This window comes from Thermoanaerobaculia bacterium, assembly GCA_018057705.1.
Taxonomy (GTDB): Bacteria; Acidobacteriota; Thermoanaerobaculia; order Multivoradales; family JAGPDF01; genus JAGPDF01.
This window is the reverse complement of sequence record JAGPDF010000047.1, coordinates 20,740-35,597: the sequence shown is the minus strand read 5'-3', so window position 1 is coordinate 35,597 and position 14,858 is coordinate 20,740. Positions and strand designations below refer to the sequence as shown.

Annotated in this window: 16 protein-coding genes; 12 read left to right on the top strand and 4 right to left on the bottom strand. The window is 70.2% G+C overall.

The genetic code is table 11. From position 1 onward, the window contains the following. From KBI44_14325 to KBI44_14305, 5 genes are all read left to right on the top strand, one after another. Positions 1 to 818: hypothetical protein (locus KBI44_14325; GenBank protein ID MBP9145659.1), on the top strand; the 818-nt coding region annotated here is incomplete at its 5' end. Continuing rightward, positions 815 to 1,684, top strand: a complete 870-nt coding sequence (locus tag KBI44_14320; GenBank protein ID MBP9145658.1) for a 1-acyl-sn-glycerol-3-phosphate acyltransferase — start codon at positions 815 to 817, stop codon at positions 1,682 to 1,684. The genes KBI44_14325 and KBI44_14320, both read left to right, overlap by 4 nt. Before the next feature lie 27 nt (positions 1,685 to 1,711). Then, the gene (locus tag KBI44_14315; protein ID MBP9145657.1) at positions 1,712 to 2,704 is read left to right on the top strand and encodes a hypothetical protein; all 993 of its coding nucleotides are present in this window, start codon (positions 1,712 to 1,714) and stop codon (positions 2,702 to 2,704) included. Between the two features lie 195 nt (positions 2,705 to 2,899). Further along, entirely contained in the window at positions 2,900 to 3,499 is a 600-nt protein-coding gene (locus KBI44_14310) for an outer membrane beta-barrel protein (protein ID MBP9145656.1), read from the top strand. Positions 3,500 to 3,519: 20 nt separating this feature from the next. Next, the gene (locus tag KBI44_14305) at positions 3,520 to 3,768 is read left to right on the top strand and encodes a hypothetical protein (GenBank protein ID MBP9145655.1); all 249 of its coding nucleotides are present in this window, start codon (positions 3,520 to 3,522) and stop codon (positions 3,766 to 3,768) included. Positions 3,769 to 3,919: 151 nt separating this feature from the next. Here the strand turns inward: KBI44_14305 and KBI44_14300 are convergent, their stop codons facing one another. Further along, a complete protein-coding gene (locus KBI44_14300) occupies positions 3,920 to 4,435 on the bottom strand; it encodes a hypothetical protein (protein ID MBP9145654.1) in 516 nt (171 codons plus the stop codon). Positions 4,436 to 4,714: 279 nt separating this feature from the next. On the opposite strand from KBI44_14300, the gene KBI44_14295 reads away from it, so the two are divergent. Continuing rightward, positions 4,715 to 4,972 carry a hypothetical protein gene (locus KBI44_14295; GenBank protein ID MBP9145653.1) on the top strand — a complete coding sequence of 86 codons (258 nt, stop codon included), beginning with the start codon at positions 4,715 to 4,717 and terminating at the stop codon, positions 4,970 to 4,972. 36 nt (positions 4,973 to 5,008) lie between these two features. Here the strand turns inward: KBI44_14295 and KBI44_14290 are convergent, their stop codons facing one another. From KBI44_14290 to KBI44_14280, 3 genes are all read right to left on the bottom strand, one after another. Beyond that, on the bottom strand, positions 5,009 to 5,221 hold the full coding sequence (locus KBI44_14290) for a hypothetical protein (protein ID MBP9145652.1): 213 nt from the start codon (positions 5,219 to 5,221) through the stop codon (positions 5,009 to 5,011). 168 nt (positions 5,222 to 5,389) lie between these two features. After that, positions 5,390 to 6,445: an ABC transporter permease gene (locus tag KBI44_14285; protein ID MBP9145651.1), complete on the bottom strand. Its 1,056-nt coding sequence runs from the start codon at positions 6,443 to 6,445 to the stop codon at positions 5,390 to 5,392. Continuing rightward, positions 6,442 to 7,488, bottom strand: a complete 1,047-nt coding sequence (locus KBI44_14280; protein ID MBP9145650.1) for an ABC transporter ATP-binding protein — start codon at positions 7,486 to 7,488, stop codon at positions 6,442 to 6,444. Before KBI44_14280 ends, KBI44_14285 begins: the two co-directional genes overlap by 4 nt. 98 nt (positions 7,489 to 7,586) lie before the next feature. Here KBI44_14280 and lepA point away from each other — a divergent pair, with 98 nt between their 5' ends. The 6 genes from lepA (at position 7,587) to KBI44_14250 (ending at position 14,853) form a co-directional block, all read left to right on the top strand. After that, entirely contained in the window at positions 7,587 to 9,389 is a 1,803-nt protein-coding gene (gene lepA / locus KBI44_14275) for a translation elongation factor 4 (GenBank protein ID MBP9145649.1), read from the top strand. 545 nt (positions 9,390 to 9,934) lie between these two features. Then, positions 9,935 to 10,351, top strand: coding sequence for a hypothetical protein (locus tag KBI44_14270; protein MBP9145648.1), 417 nt, complete (start codon positions 9,935 to 9,937; stop codon positions 10,349 to 10,351). A 28-nt stretch (positions 10,352 to 10,379) separates the two neighbouring features. Beyond that, positions 10,380 to 11,270 (top strand): EamA family transporter, encoded by an 891-nt coding sequence (locus KBI44_14265; protein MBP9145647.1) that lies wholly within the window; start codon positions 10,380 to 10,382, stop codon positions 11,268 to 11,270. Positions 11,271 to 11,310: 40 nt separating this feature from the next. Further along, the gene (locus KBI44_14260; GenBank protein MBP9145646.1) at positions 11,311 to 12,033 is read left to right on the top strand and encodes a DoxX family membrane protein; all 723 of its coding nucleotides are present in this window, start codon (positions 11,311 to 11,313) and stop codon (positions 12,031 to 12,033) included. Between the two features lie 22 nt (positions 12,034 to 12,055). Then, positions 12,056 to 12,439: a cupin domain-containing protein gene (locus KBI44_14255; protein ID MBP9145645.1), complete on the top strand. Its 384-nt coding sequence runs from the start codon at positions 12,056 to 12,058 to the stop codon at positions 12,437 to 12,439. Continuing rightward, a complete protein-coding gene (locus tag KBI44_14250) occupies positions 12,433 to 14,853 on the top strand; it encodes a sulfatase (GenBank protein MBP9145644.1) in 2,421 nt (806 codons plus the stop codon). Before KBI44_14255 ends, KBI44_14250 begins: the two co-directional genes overlap by 7 nt. Positions 14,854 to 14,858: the final 5 nt, after the last annotated feature.

Genomic DNA, 14,858 nt, shown 5'->3' with positions numbered 1-14,858 from the left:
GCGGCCTGCCGTTTCTCGCCGTGCACCACCTCGAAGGGCACCTCTACTCGCCCTGGCTCACGACCGACGGCACACCGGCGGCGCCCTTCCCCGAGCGCTTCGTGGGGCTGGTCGTTTCCGGCGGGCATACGAGCCTCTATCGCGTTCGTCCGGCGGGAGCCCCGGGGGCGGCGAGGTCGGCGGCCTCCGTCGACGAGCGTTCGATCACCCTCGTCGCCGAGACCCGGGACGACGCCTTCGGCGAGGCGTTCGACAAATTCGGCAAGCGCTTAGGCCTGCCTTATCCGCAGGGGCCGCTGCTCGACCGGCTCGCCGAGCGGGGTGACGCCGCGGCGGCTCCGGTCGCCCGGCTCGTCGGCACGGAGGAGCTGTTCTTCTCCTACTCGGGCTTGAAGACTCAGGCGGTGAGCGCGCTCGAAAAGCTCGAAGCGAGGGGGCTGCGCATGCCGCCGCTGGCGCTTCTGTCCGAGCAGCCCGACGCTGCCCTGGAGGCGATTGCCCAACCGTTCCTCGACCTCGCCGCCGGTTTCCGGGAGTCCGCCGTGCGCCAGGTCCTCGACCGGCTCACCCGGCTGCATCGCCGGGAGCCGTTCACGGACCTCGCGGTCTCGGGCGGGGCGGCGGCGAACCGGCTGCTGCGCCGAAGACTCCCGGAATGGGCAGCGGAGCGCGCGGTGACGCTACGCCTCGTGCCTCTCGTCTATTCGGGGGACAACGCGGCGATGATCGCTTTCGCCGCCGTCGCGCGGCAGGCAAGAGGCGAGCTCGACGACCCCTTGCTCGCGGAGGCGGCGAGCCGGCTGCCGCTCGGTGCATGAAGCCGAGACCCATCATCGACCTCCTCTGGCTGCCGGTCAATGCGCTGCAGCTCCTGGCGACCTGGCTCTGGTCCGCGTTCTGGATCAGCGTCGCCCTGATCGTGGCTTCGGTCGGCCGGCGGCGCGGGCCGGCGCTCTGGCTGGCGCGCCATGTCTGGGCGCCCGGCATCGTCGCCATCGGTCTGTCGCGCCTGCGGATCGTCGGTCGCGAACGCCTCGACCTGCGGCGCCCCTGCTTTTTCGTCGCCAACCATCAATCCTGGCTCGACATCCCGGTGCTCTTTGCCGCCGTGCCGGCGCCGCTCCATTTCATCGCCAAGCAGGAGCTCGCGCGGGTGCCGTTTCTCGGCTGGTACATCTCCGCGATGGGCATGGTCTTCGTCGATCGCAGCGCGCGCCGCAAGGCGCTCTCGAGTGTCAGCGCGGCCGGCGAGCTGCTCGCCGCAGGCGCCAGCCTGGTCTCCTTTCCCGAAGGGACACGGTCGGCGCCGGGCGAGCTCGGTCGCTTCAAGACCGGCGGCTTCGCGGCAGTGCTCGACTCGCCGGCGCGCGCCGTCGACGTCGTTCCGGTGGGAATCGTCGGAGCGGGCAGGATCCTGCCGCGCGGTGGCTTCAAAGTGCGTCCGGGCCGTGTCGAAGTGCGCTTCGGCGAGCCGATTCCGGTGGCCGGCTTCGAGCGCGAGGAGCGCGGTGCGCTCGCGCGTCGGGCCGAGGCGGCGGTCGCCGCCCTGCTCGGGTTGCCGGCCCGCGCCGCCAGCGCCAACGCCGCCGATCCTCCGAGCACCGCGATCCCAGCCGCTCCACGGGAATCCCCGGAAGAGAGCGCCGCGCGTCGCGCGACAGCGCCTGCGGGGCGGTCGGTCTAAGATCGGGACGGAATGAGGAGACAACCGATGCGCAAGAGAGAGGGGCTGCTGCCCGGGTTCGACCGCCGCAGGGCCACGATCGCGCTCGGCCTGATGCTCGCCGGCAGGGCGCTCGCCCCGGCGATGCTCGGCGCGGAGGAGCTGCCGCCGCGCTTCCGCGAAGCGGTCGACCTGTTCGCCGCCGGCAAATTCAAGGAGTGTCAGATCGCCTTCACCCAGGCGGCCGGCGCCGCCCCGCGTGCCGGGCTCGCGGCGCGGGCCTCCTACGGCGCGGCCTGCTGCGCCGCCGTGCGCAACGACCTCGACGGCGGCTACGAGGCGTTGGCGCTGGCGCTGGACAACGGCTTCGTCGACCTCGAGCGGGCGCTCGCCGACCCGCGTCTCGAGACGCTGCGCGCCGACGCGCGATGGATGCGCTTCATCACGCTCCTCGAGGAGCGGCAACAGATGCACCAGAAGGCGCTCGATCCCGATCTCCTGCGCCTCTATCTCGAGCTCCAGGGGGAGCGCGACACCGTCGCCCGCGAGCTGCCCGCGACCGGAGCACGGGACGCCGGCGCCGTCGCGCCGACCGCCGCCTGGGTCGAGCGCAGCCTGGCGCGGCGGGAGGAGGCCGCGGGGCTGGTGAGTCAGGGACGCGTACGCCAGCCCGAGGATGCGTTTCACGCCGCCGCGCTTCTGGTCGAGAGCGAACGCCCGGCGGAGGTCGCGCTCGCCGCTGAATTGGGGCGCCAGGCCCTCGCCCGGGATCCGGATCTGCTGGCCGCCCGCCCGCTGGTCGCAACGGCGGTCGACCGCGGCGAGATGCTCGCCGGCAGGCCGCAGAAGTACGGCACGCAGTTCGTCGAGGAGGGCGGCAAGTGGAAGGTCTACGCTGTCGACCCTGCGGTGACCGATGCGGAGCGTGCCGAATGGGGTCTGCCCCCGCTCGCCGACGCCGTAGCGCAGGCTGCGGAGATCAACCTGCGTGCCGCCAACCGGCAGCGACAGGCGGCCCCTTCCCCGCCGCCGCCGAAGTAGCGCCGTAGCGTCTCTGCTGGCCCGGGCGCGCCCGGAACTGTGTACAAAAGGGCGACCCGGTCCGCGCCGCACGGCCGCGAAGCCCCGTCCGCAGACCATTTGCGGCGCCTTGCGCGCTGGCACTCCTCTTGCCTTGGGGATCTCCAGGAACCACCGCCGGGATGCCCTTTCCCGGCCCTTCCCAAGGAGAACGACATGAAACTTCGCACGTATCCGATCGCCGCGCTTTGCACGGCGATTCTCGCCACCGCGCCGCTCGCCGCCGCGGACTTTTCGCTGATGGGCAGCTACTGGGACACCGATGTCGCCGGCGACACGGCCGGTGCCGGCGTCATCCTCGGTCTGCCGTTCAACGAAACGCTCGCCTTCGAGCTGCGCGCCACCTACTTCGAGCAGTTGAGCGACGATCCGTTCGACAACATCTTCGAGAGCGAAGAGACCGTTTTCCAGGAGCTTGGCATCCAGGCCATGCCGATCGAAGCCGGCCTGCGCTTCAGCTTCGCGCCGGGTTCGACCTTTCGCCCCTACCTCGGGGGCGGTGGCAGCTACTTCCTGATCGACAGCGACTTCGGTGAGATCCAGGACCAGCTCGGCTACTACCTCGCCGCCGGCGCGACCGTCGGCGACGGCGCCGGAGCCGAGTTCTTCTTCGAGGGAATCTGGCGTCAGGCGAGCGCCGAGGTCGAGGTCGACCCGGAAGATCTGGGCGACATCGACGATATCGACGTGGACAACTCGCCCAGCTTCGACATCGACGGCTTCGGCGTCAACGTCGGCGTGCGCTGGGCTTTCTGAGCGACCGGGGGATCCGAGCCATGGCCAACACCGATAAGCAGCCGTGCAGTCTCTGCGGCAACGTTTACGACAAGGCGTTCGTGGTTGTGCTCGACGACAACCGGTACGTTTTCGACAGCTTCGAGTGCGCCATCCAGCTGCTGGCCCCGACCTGCGCGCATTGCACCTGCAGGATCATCGGCCACGGCCTGGAGGCCGATGGCGTCATGTACTGCTGCTCGCACTGCGCGGAACAAAAGGGCGAGGAACGGTTGCGCGATCGCGCCTGAAGGCCCATCGCCAGCCGTGGTCGCGGTGCCGGACACGCGCTCACGACGGGTGATGGGGAAGACGAAAAAACGGCGCCGGAGAAACTCCGGCGCCGTTTGTCTCCCGGCGAGCGCCTCGCCCGGAGGTCCTGCTCAGTCGACGCTTCGAGCCTCAGGCGCCCGGCCGGGGGGCAACGATGTCGAAACCCTCGCTCGAGGCCAACTCGTCGCCGAGATAGATCTCCACCTTGTAGTCGCCGAGCGCCCAACCCTGGGTGCTCGGTGCATGGAAGACGAGGAAGGCCATGCCGGTGGCGACGTCCTTGGTTTCGTCGGAGATGCGCACGCCTTCCGGGCCGAGCCACACCGCCTTGATCCTGGAGCCGGCGCCGACATCGCCCACGGCGAGGGATGCATGAACCACTTCACCGGCGTGGACGTTGTCCTGGTTCTCCGCCACCTTGCCCTCGGCGTCGAGGACGGTGCCGATCTTGAGGTCGGAGATGCGCGCGGCAGCGGTGACCGGCGTGATGTCGCTCTTGGCCGCCGAACCCGGGCGTTCGGTCTCGGTCACCGTGGGGGTCGTCTTGTCGGAGTCGCGCTCGGCGCGCTTCGGCTCGTTCGCACAGCCCGCGAAGAGCAGAGCGGCGAGGGCCATACCCCCGGTTACGGTCGTGGAAGTCTTCATGATGGTTCTCTCCTTGGAAGCGCTTCGACCGCGAGAGCGGCGAAGGACGCCTGACGCAAGGAGCACGGCGCATGCCAGGCGGCCGAGCTGACGAAAGCGGCTCCGGAGCCCCCCGCAAGGGGGCAACGCTTCGCTTTTTGAAGAAAGCGCCACGCTTCTTCTCCCCGGACGGCCTCGACGGCGCGGCCGGGACTCGCCTGCGACCCCGATCTTCGTGGCATGCCGGTTGCGGTAGGGAGGGACCCACGCGGGACGCAGGCGCATGTGGAGAGACGAACTATGGGCGTCAAGACCTACCTGTTCATGGGAGCGCTGGCCGGGCTCATCGCCGGGATCCTCATCGATTTTCTGTTGGACATCCCCACCACCTACATGCGGCTCACGCAGGTCGCGATCATCCTCTTCTCCGCCATGATCTCGGCCTTCATGTACAAAGGCGCGCGCGCCGTGACTGCGGGCCGCGAACCGTCGATCTCGACCGACCGGGCGCGCAGCCGGCGGCCCTCCCGCTTCGCCTTGCGCCGACCGCGCAGCTAGCCCCGCAGCGCGGCGCGCCACCGCGTGCGCAGCAGGTCAGACGGGCTTCGTGGCGAGATCGCGACGTCGCGCATGGAGGAGGCGCTCCGTGGCGTCGCTGCGCTCGCGCGCAGAGGGCGACGGGTGGGCGAGGGGCAGCGCGAAACCTTCGACCAGCGTCTGCGCGAAGTTGTCCGTGCGGAACTGCTGGAGGCGACGAAGCCGCAAGGGGAGGGGCTGATGCATGAAATCGAACGGGTGCGCGGACATGGGGTCGTCCTCCGGTTACCGGGCGCAGACGCGGCTCGCGCCCGTGCACAGAGGGGCCGCTGCACTCGTCGTGCCACACCTGTGCGGCGGCACCTTGCGTTGGTTTCACGGTTGGCCTCTTCCCGTGTCGCCGCACGCGAAGGGCCTGCGAGCCGACGCGGAAGGGGTTCAGCTCCAGCGGAAGAGCTTGAGCGCGCCGGCGAAGCCGATCAGGCCCCAGCCGGCGAGAATCGCGAGCTCGGGCGCCTGCGAGACGAGCGAAGCGCCCTCGAGCATGACGGCGCGCAGACCGTCGTTCAGCGCAGTGAGCGGCAGCGCCTGGATGAACGGCTGCAGAGCCGCCGGAAAGCGCTCGTTCGAGAAGAAGACGCCGGAGAAGATCCACATCGGGAACATGACGAAGTTCATCAGGCCCGAAACACCTTCGATGGTCCGTGGACGCGCCGCCACGAGGAGCCCGAGGCCGACGAACGACAGCGCGCCGAGAACGCAGACCACGGCCACGGCGGCCACCGAGCCGCGCATCGGGACGTCGAGCGCCACGACCGCGAAGCCGAGCAGTATCGCCACCTCGAGCGCCAGGAAGACCAGCCGCGCCAGCACCTGCGCCGCGAGCAGATGCCAGCGCCGCATCGGCGAGGCGATGAAGAGCTTCAGGAGTTTTCCGGCACGCTGCTGGACGAGCGAGAAGCCGATCGCCCACATGCCTGTGCCCATGAGGTTCATGCCGAGGAGGCCCGGCACCAGGAAGTCGATGTAGCGCGCGCCGCGCTCGGTCATCTCGAGCACCTGGGGCTCGAAGCGATCGGTTCTGCCGGCGGCGCGTTCGAGCGCCTGATCGACCTCGAGTCGGGCCAGGCGGCTGTCGGGCCGCGTCGGGTCGAACCAGTAGGTGGGCGGATCGGTGCCGAGCACCACGAGCGCGAGCCGACCGGTGGCGAGCGCATGCTCCGCTTCGGGCCGCGTCAGGATCTGGGGTGCGAGTGTCCCGGAGGCGGCGAGCGCCGCGAGCCGCGCCTCGGCGACGGGATTCTCCTCGATGCCCACCGGCAGCGGTTCGGGCGGGCGGTTGCGGAAGGCGACACCGAGGGCAATCGCCAGCAGGACCGGAAAGAGAAAGACCCAGAAGATCGCCTCGGGTTCGCGCAGGAATTCGCGCAGACGCGCCAGGGTGAGCTGGACGAGCGGGGAAGAGAGCGGCCCACGGGCGCGCCAGGTGCTCATGCAGCGCTCCCCGCGGCGTCGCCGGAGGCGACCACCGCCGAGCCGCCTTCCAGGGTCCGCCCCGTGAGGGCGATGAAGAGGTCCTCGAGGGTCGCGTGATGGGTGGCGAGGCGGCGCGCTTCGATGTGGCGCTCGGCCAGCCGCGCGAGCAGCGGCGGTACCGCCCGGTGGACCTCGCGTACCGTGAGACGGACCGTCGTACCGTCGCGCCGGATCGCTTCGACGCCGGGCAGACCCGCGAGAGCCGCCTCCGGGATCTCGGATTCGGTCTCGACCTCGATGACGTGCTCGGCGCCGAGCGAGGCGACCAGCACGGCCGGGGCGCCCTCCGCCAGGATCCGTCCGCGGTCGATGATGGCGACGCGGTCGCAGAGGCGCGCCGCCTCCTCCATGTAGTGGGTGGTGAGGAGAACCGTCCGGCCGCGCTCCTTCAACCGCTCGACGATCTCCCAGATCTGGCGGCGTGAGGCCGGGTCGAGTCCCGTGGTCGGCTCGTCGAGGAAGAGCACCTCCGGATCGCCGACCAGCGCGCAGGCGAGCGACAGGCGCTGCTTCTGGCCGCCGGAGAGCTCGCGCACGAACGCCCGCCGCTTCTCCTCGAGGCCGACGAGGGCGAGCGCCGCCGCGGGAGGGAGACCGTCGCGGTAGAAGCTGCGGAAGAGCTCGACCAGCTCGGTCACCCGGAGCTTCTCCGGGAAGCGCGTCTCCTGCAGCTGCACGCCGAGCCGCGCCCGCAGCCTCTGGCCGTCCCCCTTCCAGCGCAGGCCCAGCACTTCGAGCGTGCCGCCGTCGGGAGAGAGCAGGCCCTCGAAGAGCTCGACCGTCGTGGTCTTGCCGGCGCCGTTCGGGCCGAGCAGGCCGAAACACTCGCCCGCCGCCACTTCGAGGTCGAGCCCGTCGACGGCGACGAGGTCGCCGTAGCGCTTGACCAGACCCCGGCAGTGGAGCGCCGGGACCGTGGGGGAACCGGAGCCCGCGCGGGAGCCTCCAGCGGAGCCGCCAGTGGATCCGATGGCGGGATTCGCGGCCGATCCAAAGCTCATGCGCCAAGTTTAGCCGAGACCGGTCCCCCGGGGCTGACCTGATAAGCTCTCCTGCCCGGCGGCGCCGCTCGCGAGCCCCCGCTGTCGGTCCCACACCTATGCCTCCGGCCTCCCACATCCGCAACTTCTCGATCATCGCGCACATCGATCACGGCAAGTCGACACTCGCCGATCGCATCCTCGAGCGTACCGGCGCGGTGACGCAGCGCGAGATGCACGCCCAGCTCCTGGACGACATGGACCTCGAGCGCGAACGCGGCATCACCATCAAGGCGCGCGCCGTTCGACTCGACTACCGGGCGAAGGACGGCGAGACCTACGTCTTCAACCTGATCGACACCCCCGGGCACGTCGACTTCTCCTACGAGGTGTCGCGCTCGCTCGCCGCCTGCGAGGGGGCGCTGCTCATCGTCGACGCGGCGCAGGGGGTCGAAGCGCAGACGCTGGCCAACGCCTACCTCGCCGTCAACGGCGGACTCGAGCTTCTGCCGGTGATCAACAAGATCGACCTGCCGTCGGCGGACATCGATCGCGCCAAGGAGCAGGTCGAGCAGGTCATCGGCATCGACGCCTCGAACGCGGTGCTCACCTCGGCCAAGACCGGCATCGGCATCGACGAGCTCCTCGAGCGCATCGTGAGCGACATTCCGCCGCCGGTCGGCGATCCGGAAGCGCCGTTGAAGGCGCTGCTCTTCGACTCCTGGTACGACACCTATCGCGGCGTCGCCTGTTTCATCCGGGTCATCGACGGCACACTGAAGCGCGGCGACAAGATCAAGTTCGTCGCCGCCGGAAGGGTCTACACGGTCGAGGAGCTCGGCACCTACCACCCGAAGCCGCGCGAGGTGCAGGAGCTGTCGGTCGGTGAGGTCGGTTACGTCTACGCCAACATCCGCGACCTGATCCAGGCGAAGATCGGCGACACCGTCACCCACCCCGACCGCCCGACGCTCGACCCCTGTCCCGGCTTCATGGAAGTGAAGCCGATGGTGTTCGCCGGCCTCTTCCCGGTGGTCTCCGAGGACTACGAAGACCTGCGGGACGCGGTCGACAAGCTCCGTCTGAACGACGCCTCGTTCACCTTCGAGCCCGAGAGCTCGACGGCGCTGGGTTTCGGTTTCCGCTGTGGCTTCCTGGGGCTGCTGCACATGGAGATCATCCAGGAGCGCCTCGAGCGCGAGTTCAATCTGGCTCTCATCACGACGGCGCCGGGCGTGCGCTACCGCGTCAACATCTCGAACGGCACCCAGATCGAGATCTCGAGCCCGGCGCAGCTGCCGGATCTGTCGCGCGTCGAGTCGATCGAGGAGCCCTACATCAAGGCGACGATGGTCACCCGCGACGAGTACGTCGGCGGGATCCTCGCGCTGTCGCAGGACCGGCGCGGCATCCAGAGGAGCCTCCAGTACGTCTCGTCGGATCGCGTCCTGATCGAATACGACTTCCCGCTCGCCGAGGTCATCCACGACTTCTACGACAAGCTGAAGTCGGTGTCCCGCGGCTACGCCTCGTTCGACTACGAGCTCTCCGACTACCGCGAGGGCGACGTCGTCAAGCTCGACGTGTTGATCAACAGCGAGCCGGTGGATGCCTTGTCGATCATGGTGCACCGCCAGAAGGCGCACCCCAAGGGGAAGGCCCTGGTGGACAAGATGAAGGAGCTCATCCCGCGCCAACTCTTCGAGGTCATCCTGCAGGCGGCGATCGGCTCGAAGATCGTCGCGCGATCGACCGTCAAGGCGCTGCGCAAGGACGTTCTCGCCAAGTGCTACGGCGGCGACATCAGCCGCAAGAGAAAGCTCCTCGAGAAGCAGAAAGAGGGCAAGAAGCGGATGAAATCGGTCGGCAACGTCGAGATCCCGCAAGAGGCCTTCCTGGCGGTGCTCAAAGTCGAGGACTGACCCCGTCGGCCCTCCGGTTCCTCAGCGGCCGCGACGGTCCCCGTCGTCTCGCCGATCGCCGCCTTTGCGACGCTCGACCGCGACCGGGACCACCTTCTTTCGCCGTTCCTCCCGCCGCCGGTCGCTGCCGGCGCGGCGCTCATCCGTCGGGGGGCGCTTCTTCTCGTCAGACATACGAGACTCCTCGCGGTCGTTCTCGGGTTCGACTCTTGAATGCCGGGTGCGCGCGAACGATATCTCGACTCGAGGAGGGCGCTTCTCGAGTGGGCCGCAAGGGGCGATCCGGCGGGCGGAACCCGGGCTCGATGGCATCGGACGACGACTCGCCTCCCACCGGCCCTGAGCGTAGAATTCTTCGATGGACCCGCGTTCGATTCCGGTTCGCAAGACGACGCACAGGGAGGCCGACGACGCGGGCCGCGACGCCGAGTTCTGGTCCCGAATCGCACCGGTCGATCGCTTCCTCCGCGTTTTCCAAATGAGCCAGGAGGCTTATGGCATCGTCGGCAAGCTCCCTCCCGATCCCGCCGGACGCCCTCGATCTGTTGCGCGCGTTCTGCGCCCGTGAGGTCAGGTTCCTGGTCGTCGGCGCCCATGCGCTCGGCTACTGGGCCCAACCGCGCGCGACCGGAGATTTCGATCTCTTCGTCGAGCCGACACCCGACAACGCCGCGCGGGTCTTTGCGGCCCTGGGGGATTTCGGCGCTCCCCTTTTCGACCTGACCGAAGAGGACTTGCGGACCCCCGGCGTCGTCTTTCAGATGGGAATGCCGCCCTATCGCATCGATCTCGCGACCGAGTTGACCGGCATCTCATTCGAGGAAGCCTGGCTCGAACACGCGATCGTGTCGCACTCCGGACTCGACCTGCCGTTCATCGGCCGCGCCGCGATGATTCGCAACAAGCGCGCCACCGGCCGACCCAAGGACCTTCTGGACCTCCAGTTGATGGGCGAGGAGTAGAACGGCGAGCCCCTTTCGCACGGCTGTCCTGACCGGCGGCGCGCTGGTCGCCTTCGCCGGCAACTCCTGGCTGTGCCGGGCGGCGCTGCGTTCGCAGGCGATCGATCCGGCGAGCTTCACCGCGGTGCGGCTCACGAGCGGCGCGGTGGTCCTCGGGCTCCTGCTGTTCGCGCGGCCGTTGCGGCCCGGCGCCCCCCGCCTCGCCGGCGGCTGGGCCTCGGCTGCGGCGCTCTTCGCCTACGCCATCGCCTTCTCGCTCGCCTACGTCGAGCTCTCCGCCGGCGTCGGGGCGTTGATCCTCTTCGGCTTCGTGCAGATTACGATGCTCGTCGGCGGCCTGCTCTCCGGGCATCGCCTCACCCGCTACGACGGCGCTGGCCTGGCGCTCGCGCTCGCCGGACTCGGCTGGCTCACTCTGCCAGGCGTCGCGGCTTCCGCGGCAGGAGAGCGTGCGCCGCCGCTCGCGGCGCTCGGCATGGCTGCAGCTGGCGTCGCCTGGGGGATCTACAGTCTGCGCGGGCGAAACGAACGAGCGGCGCCGCTGGCGGTCACCGCCGGAAACTTCGCGCGCGCGACACCGCTCGCGCTCGCCATGCTCCTCGCCATGCTCGCACTGCCGCTAGTGGGGTGGACGACATCTTCCCCGCACGCGAGCCTGGGGGGTATCGCCCTCGCCGTGTTCTCAGGTGCGCTCACCTCGGGAGTCGGCTACGCGATCTGGTACGCGGCGCTGCCCGGGCTCAGGCCGCTCTCGGCCGGGCTGGTGCAGCTCGGCGTCCCGGTGCTCACGGCTCTGGGCGGAGTGCTGCTGCTTTCCGAAGAGCTCGGCGCCCGGCTGGTGCTCTCGGGCCTGCTGGTCCTCTCCAGCATCGCGCTGGCTGTCGCGGGCCCGCGACCCGTCGCTCCCGCGAAGCGGTAACAATCGCCAGGGACAGGCGTAGAAGATTGCGGTGCCATCGATGAACCCTGCGATCGCCTTTCTCGACCGACTGCATGCCCGGGCGCGGGCGAGTCCGCTGCTCTACCGGGTGGTCCTCGCGACGCGCTGTCTCTTCGCCATGGCCTTCATCCCGACCGGCTGGGTGAAGTTCATGGGCCACCGCTTCACCCAGATTTCGGTCGAGAGTCCGGTCGGCGCCTTCTTCGAGGCGATGTACCAGACCGGCGGCTACTGGCAGTTCCTCGGCGCGACGCAGGTCGTGGCCGGGCTCCTCATGCTGGTGCCGCGCGCCGCAACCCTCGGGGCGATCGTCTTCTTTCCGGTGGCGCTGAACATCTTCGTCATCACGGTGGCGCTCGACTTCCGGGGCACGCCGTTGGTCACCGGCCCGATGCTCTTTGCCGCCGCCGCGCTCCTCGCCTGGGATTGGGATCGCCTGCGCGGGATTGTGACGTCGTCGCCGCCGGTGCTCGCCGCCGCGGAGGGCGAGCGCTGGCCTCGTATCGCTGGACTGGGCCCCGCCTGGGAGCGCGCCGCCTACGTCGCCGGCACGGCAGCCGGGCTGGCCATTTTCGGTTCGGTCCGCGGCCTCGTCGGCGCTTCCGGTGCGAAGGCCGGCTTCGCGGCGGGCCTGCTGGCTGCGCTCGTGGCGCTCGCCGGAGCGGTCCGGGCAGTGCGGTCCGGGCGCCGTGCTCGTGTTCCGCGGGACAGGATCGCGTACGATTCTCCTCCACGAAGCTGAGGTCCGAGCCGGGGAGAACGGGATGAGCGCAGAGCTGCCGACGGCCGCGGTGAAACGGGCCGAAGAGGTCGAGAAGAAGGTCGTGGCCGCCGGCAAGGCGACCGAGGTGCAGGTGCTGGTCGGCCCCGGCGACGGCGCGCCCAACTTCGCGCTGCGGCGCTTCATCATGGGCGAAGGCGGAGGTATGCCGCTGCACACCAATCTGGTCGAGCACGAGCAGTACGTCCTCGCCGGCCGGGCGCGGATGACGGTCGGCGACACGGTCCACGAGGTCGCGGCCGGCAACACCCTCTACATCCCGGCCGGCATGCCGCACTCCTACACCGTTCTCGAGGCGCCGTTCGAGTTTCTCTGCGTCGTCCCGAACTCGCCCGACAGGATCGACATCCTCGAAGCCGCTTGCTGAAGTTCACCGCACTGCTCACGCTGCTGGTTGCCGCCGGGGGAACGTCCGGCTGCCGTCCGCCTTCGTCCCCGGCGGGAGAAGCGCCGACGGGTGCGGACGATTACGAGCGCCTCGATCTGGCGGCGTTCGGGCCCGCGCTTCGGCTGTCGGCGGAAACGCGCGCCATCGACATCGGCGAGCCCGCGGCAGGCGCGCATCTGCGCGAGGGCTGGGCCGCACCCGAGAGGAGCGGCGCGACGAGCTTCATCTGGGGGGCGGGAGCTCGCTCGCGGCTCTCCTTCGAGCTCGTCGAGGCGCGCGATCTCGAGCTGCGGCTGCGCGGCTGGTCCTTTCCGTTCGCGGGAGGTCCCAGCCAGCGCGTCGAGCTGCGGGCGAACGGCGCTACGGCCGGCGAGCAGGAGATCGGTCCGGACCCGACGACGCTGCGCTTCTCGTTGCCGGCGGCCCGGCTGCGCGCCGGGGAGAACCTCCTCGAGCTGCGCTATGCGCGCTTCAACACGGGGCGCGAGGAGGCGCCCTGGGCGGTCGCCTGGGACGGCGTGCGCTTCAGCGGCGCCGGCGACCGCCGGGACCGGCAAGACCCCCAGACCCAGCAAACCACCGAGCTCCCGGGGATCGACGCCGCCGGCGGGACCCTCACCCTGCCCGCGGGCTCGGCTGTCGATGGCGCATTCGATCTCGCTCCCGGTGCGCGGATCGCCTGGGATGCGGTCGCGGCGAGCGGCAGCACGCAGCTCGCGCTCACGGTCGAAGAGGAGAGTCGAGACGTCGTCCGGAAGGTGGTTTCGCCGGGCGGCGCCGGCCGGATCGAGCTCGTCGCCGCGTCGGCAGAGCCGGCGCTCGTCCGCTTCGCCCTGCGCGCGCCCGGGGCGGACGGCGTCGTCCGGGTGAGCGGTCTGCGCCTCGAACAGCCGCGCCTGCGCTCCGCCGTGCCGACAACCGGCGGCGCGGGCGAACCCGGCGCGACGGTCGCAACGCCAGAAGCGACCGAAGCGGCCGCGGCCAGCGCGGAGCCGCGCCCGAATCTCATCGTCTATCTCATCGACACGCTGCGCGCCGACCATCTCGGCTGTTACGGCTACCCGCGCCCGACCTCGCCGCGCATCGACCGCTTCGCTGCCGACGCGCTCCTCTTCTCCCACGCCCGCGCCCAGAGCTCGTGGACCAAACCGGCGGTGGCCACGATCCTCACCGGCCTCTTTCCGCCCGCGCACGGGGCCGAGCTGCGCTCGCAGCGCATCCCCGAGAGCGTCGACACGCTCGCCGAGCGCCTGCAGACGGCCGGCTACGAAACGGCGCTCTTCACGACCAACGCCAACATCGTGGCGCGCTTCGGCTTCGCCCAGGGCTGGGACACCTTCCGCTATCTCGCCCACCGCAAAGGGAGGAAGCACCAGCATTTCGACGCCGCAGAGATGAATCGCGAGGTCTTCGCCTGGCTCGAGGCGCGCGGGCAGCGGCCGGCGGCGAAGCCTTTTCTCCTCGTCGTGCACACCCTCGATCCGCACGATCCCTACCGGCCGCGGGAGGAGTTTCGCCGCCGGCTGGCGCCGGAGGTCGAGGTCGAGTCGGCCTGCTGCGCGGGCTCCGACGCGCTCGCGGCGCTCGTCGGCGCAGCGGCGGAGAGCCGCGCCGCCGCCGCGCGCGCTCTCTACGATGCCGAGATCGCGCAGAACGACGCCGCCTTCGGCGACCTCCTCGACGAGCTGGAGCGCCGCGACCTCGCGCCCTCGACCGCAGTCCTGCTGACCTCGGACCACGGCGAGGAGTTCCTGGATCATGGCGGCTGGAAGCACGGCTTCACGCTCTACGAGGAGATGTTGCGCATCCCGTTCATCCTCCGTCTGCCGGAGGGCCAACGGAGCGGGGCCGAGGGACGCAGCCTCGTCACACCGGTCGATCAGATCGACATCGTGCCGACCTTCCTCGCCCTCGCCGGAGCCCCGGCGGCACCCGACCTGCCGGGACGCGATGTGCGCCGCCTGCTGGTCGCGGAGCGTCCGGATCGAGCGGATCGCCCGGTCGCCGGCGGGGCGCAGGACGGGCAGACCTCCTTTGCCTGGCTCGCGCGGCCGGGGGCGGAGTCGACCTCGACGGTCGCGGGGGGATGGAAGTCGATCGTCTTCGGCGGCGACCGCGCGACCGCCGGCTGGGCGGCGAAGTCGGAAGCCGCGTCCGCCGCGCAGCGCACACTTCCCGACCGGGAGCTCTTCCGGTTGACGAGCGATCCGGACGAACGCACGAACCTGCTCGATCCCGGGCTGCCGCGCCCGCTGCGCGCCCTGTGGCTCGAAGGCAGGCTCGCGGCCGCGCTGGCGCGCCACGGCGGCAGCGCGCCGGCATCGGAGTCGGAGATCGACGTGGAGATCGACGCCGAGCTCGAGCGCAGCCTGCGGGCGCTCGGCTACTTCTAGCCGTT

Excerpts from the sequence above, each read along its gene's own strand:
- KBI44_14320 (MBP9145658.1), top strand. The coding sequence starts at position 815 with ATGAAGCCGAGACCCATCATCGACCTCCTCTGGCTGCCGGTCAATGCG.
- KBI44_14315 (MBP9145657.1), top strand. The coding sequence starts at position 1,712 with ATGCGCAAGAGAGAGGGGCTGCTGCCCGGGTTCGACCGCCGCAGGGCC.
- KBI44_14310 (MBP9145656.1), top strand. The coding sequence starts at position 2,900 with ATGAAACTTCGCACGTATCCGATCGCCGCGCTTTGCACGGCGATTCTC.
- KBI44_14305 (MBP9145655.1), top strand. The coding sequence starts at position 3,520 with ATGGCCAACACCGATAAGCAGCCGTGCAGTCTCTGCGGCAACGTTTAC.
- KBI44_14300 (MBP9145654.1), bottom strand. The coding sequence starts at position 4,435 with ATGAAGACTTCCACGACCGTAACCGGGGGTATGGCCCTCGCCGCTCTG.
- KBI44_14295 (MBP9145653.1), top strand. The coding sequence starts at position 4,715 with ATGGGCGTCAAGACCTACCTGTTCATGGGAGCGCTGGCCGGGCTCATC.
- KBI44_14290 (MBP9145652.1), bottom strand. The coding sequence starts at position 5,221 with ATGTCCGCGCACCCGTTCGATTTCATGCATCAGCCCCTCCCCTTGCGG.
- KBI44_14285 (MBP9145651.1), bottom strand. The coding sequence starts at position 6,445 with ATGAGCACCTGGCGCGCCCGTGGGCCGCTCTCTTCCCCGCTCGTCCAG.
- KBI44_14280 (MBP9145650.1), bottom strand. The coding sequence starts at position 7,488 with ATGAGCTTTGGATCGGCCGCGAATCCCGCCATCGGATCCACTGGCGGC.
- lepA (MBP9145649.1), top strand. The coding sequence starts at position 7,587 with ATGCCTCCGGCCTCCCACATCCGCAACTTCTCGATCATCGCGCACATC.
- KBI44_14260 (MBP9145646.1), top strand. The coding sequence starts at position 11,311 with ATGAACCCTGCGATCGCCTTTCTCGACCGACTGCATGCCCGGGCGCGG.
- KBI44_14255 (MBP9145645.1), top strand. The coding sequence starts at position 12,056 with ATGAGCGCAGAGCTGCCGACGGCCGCGGTGAAACGGGCCGAAGAGGTC.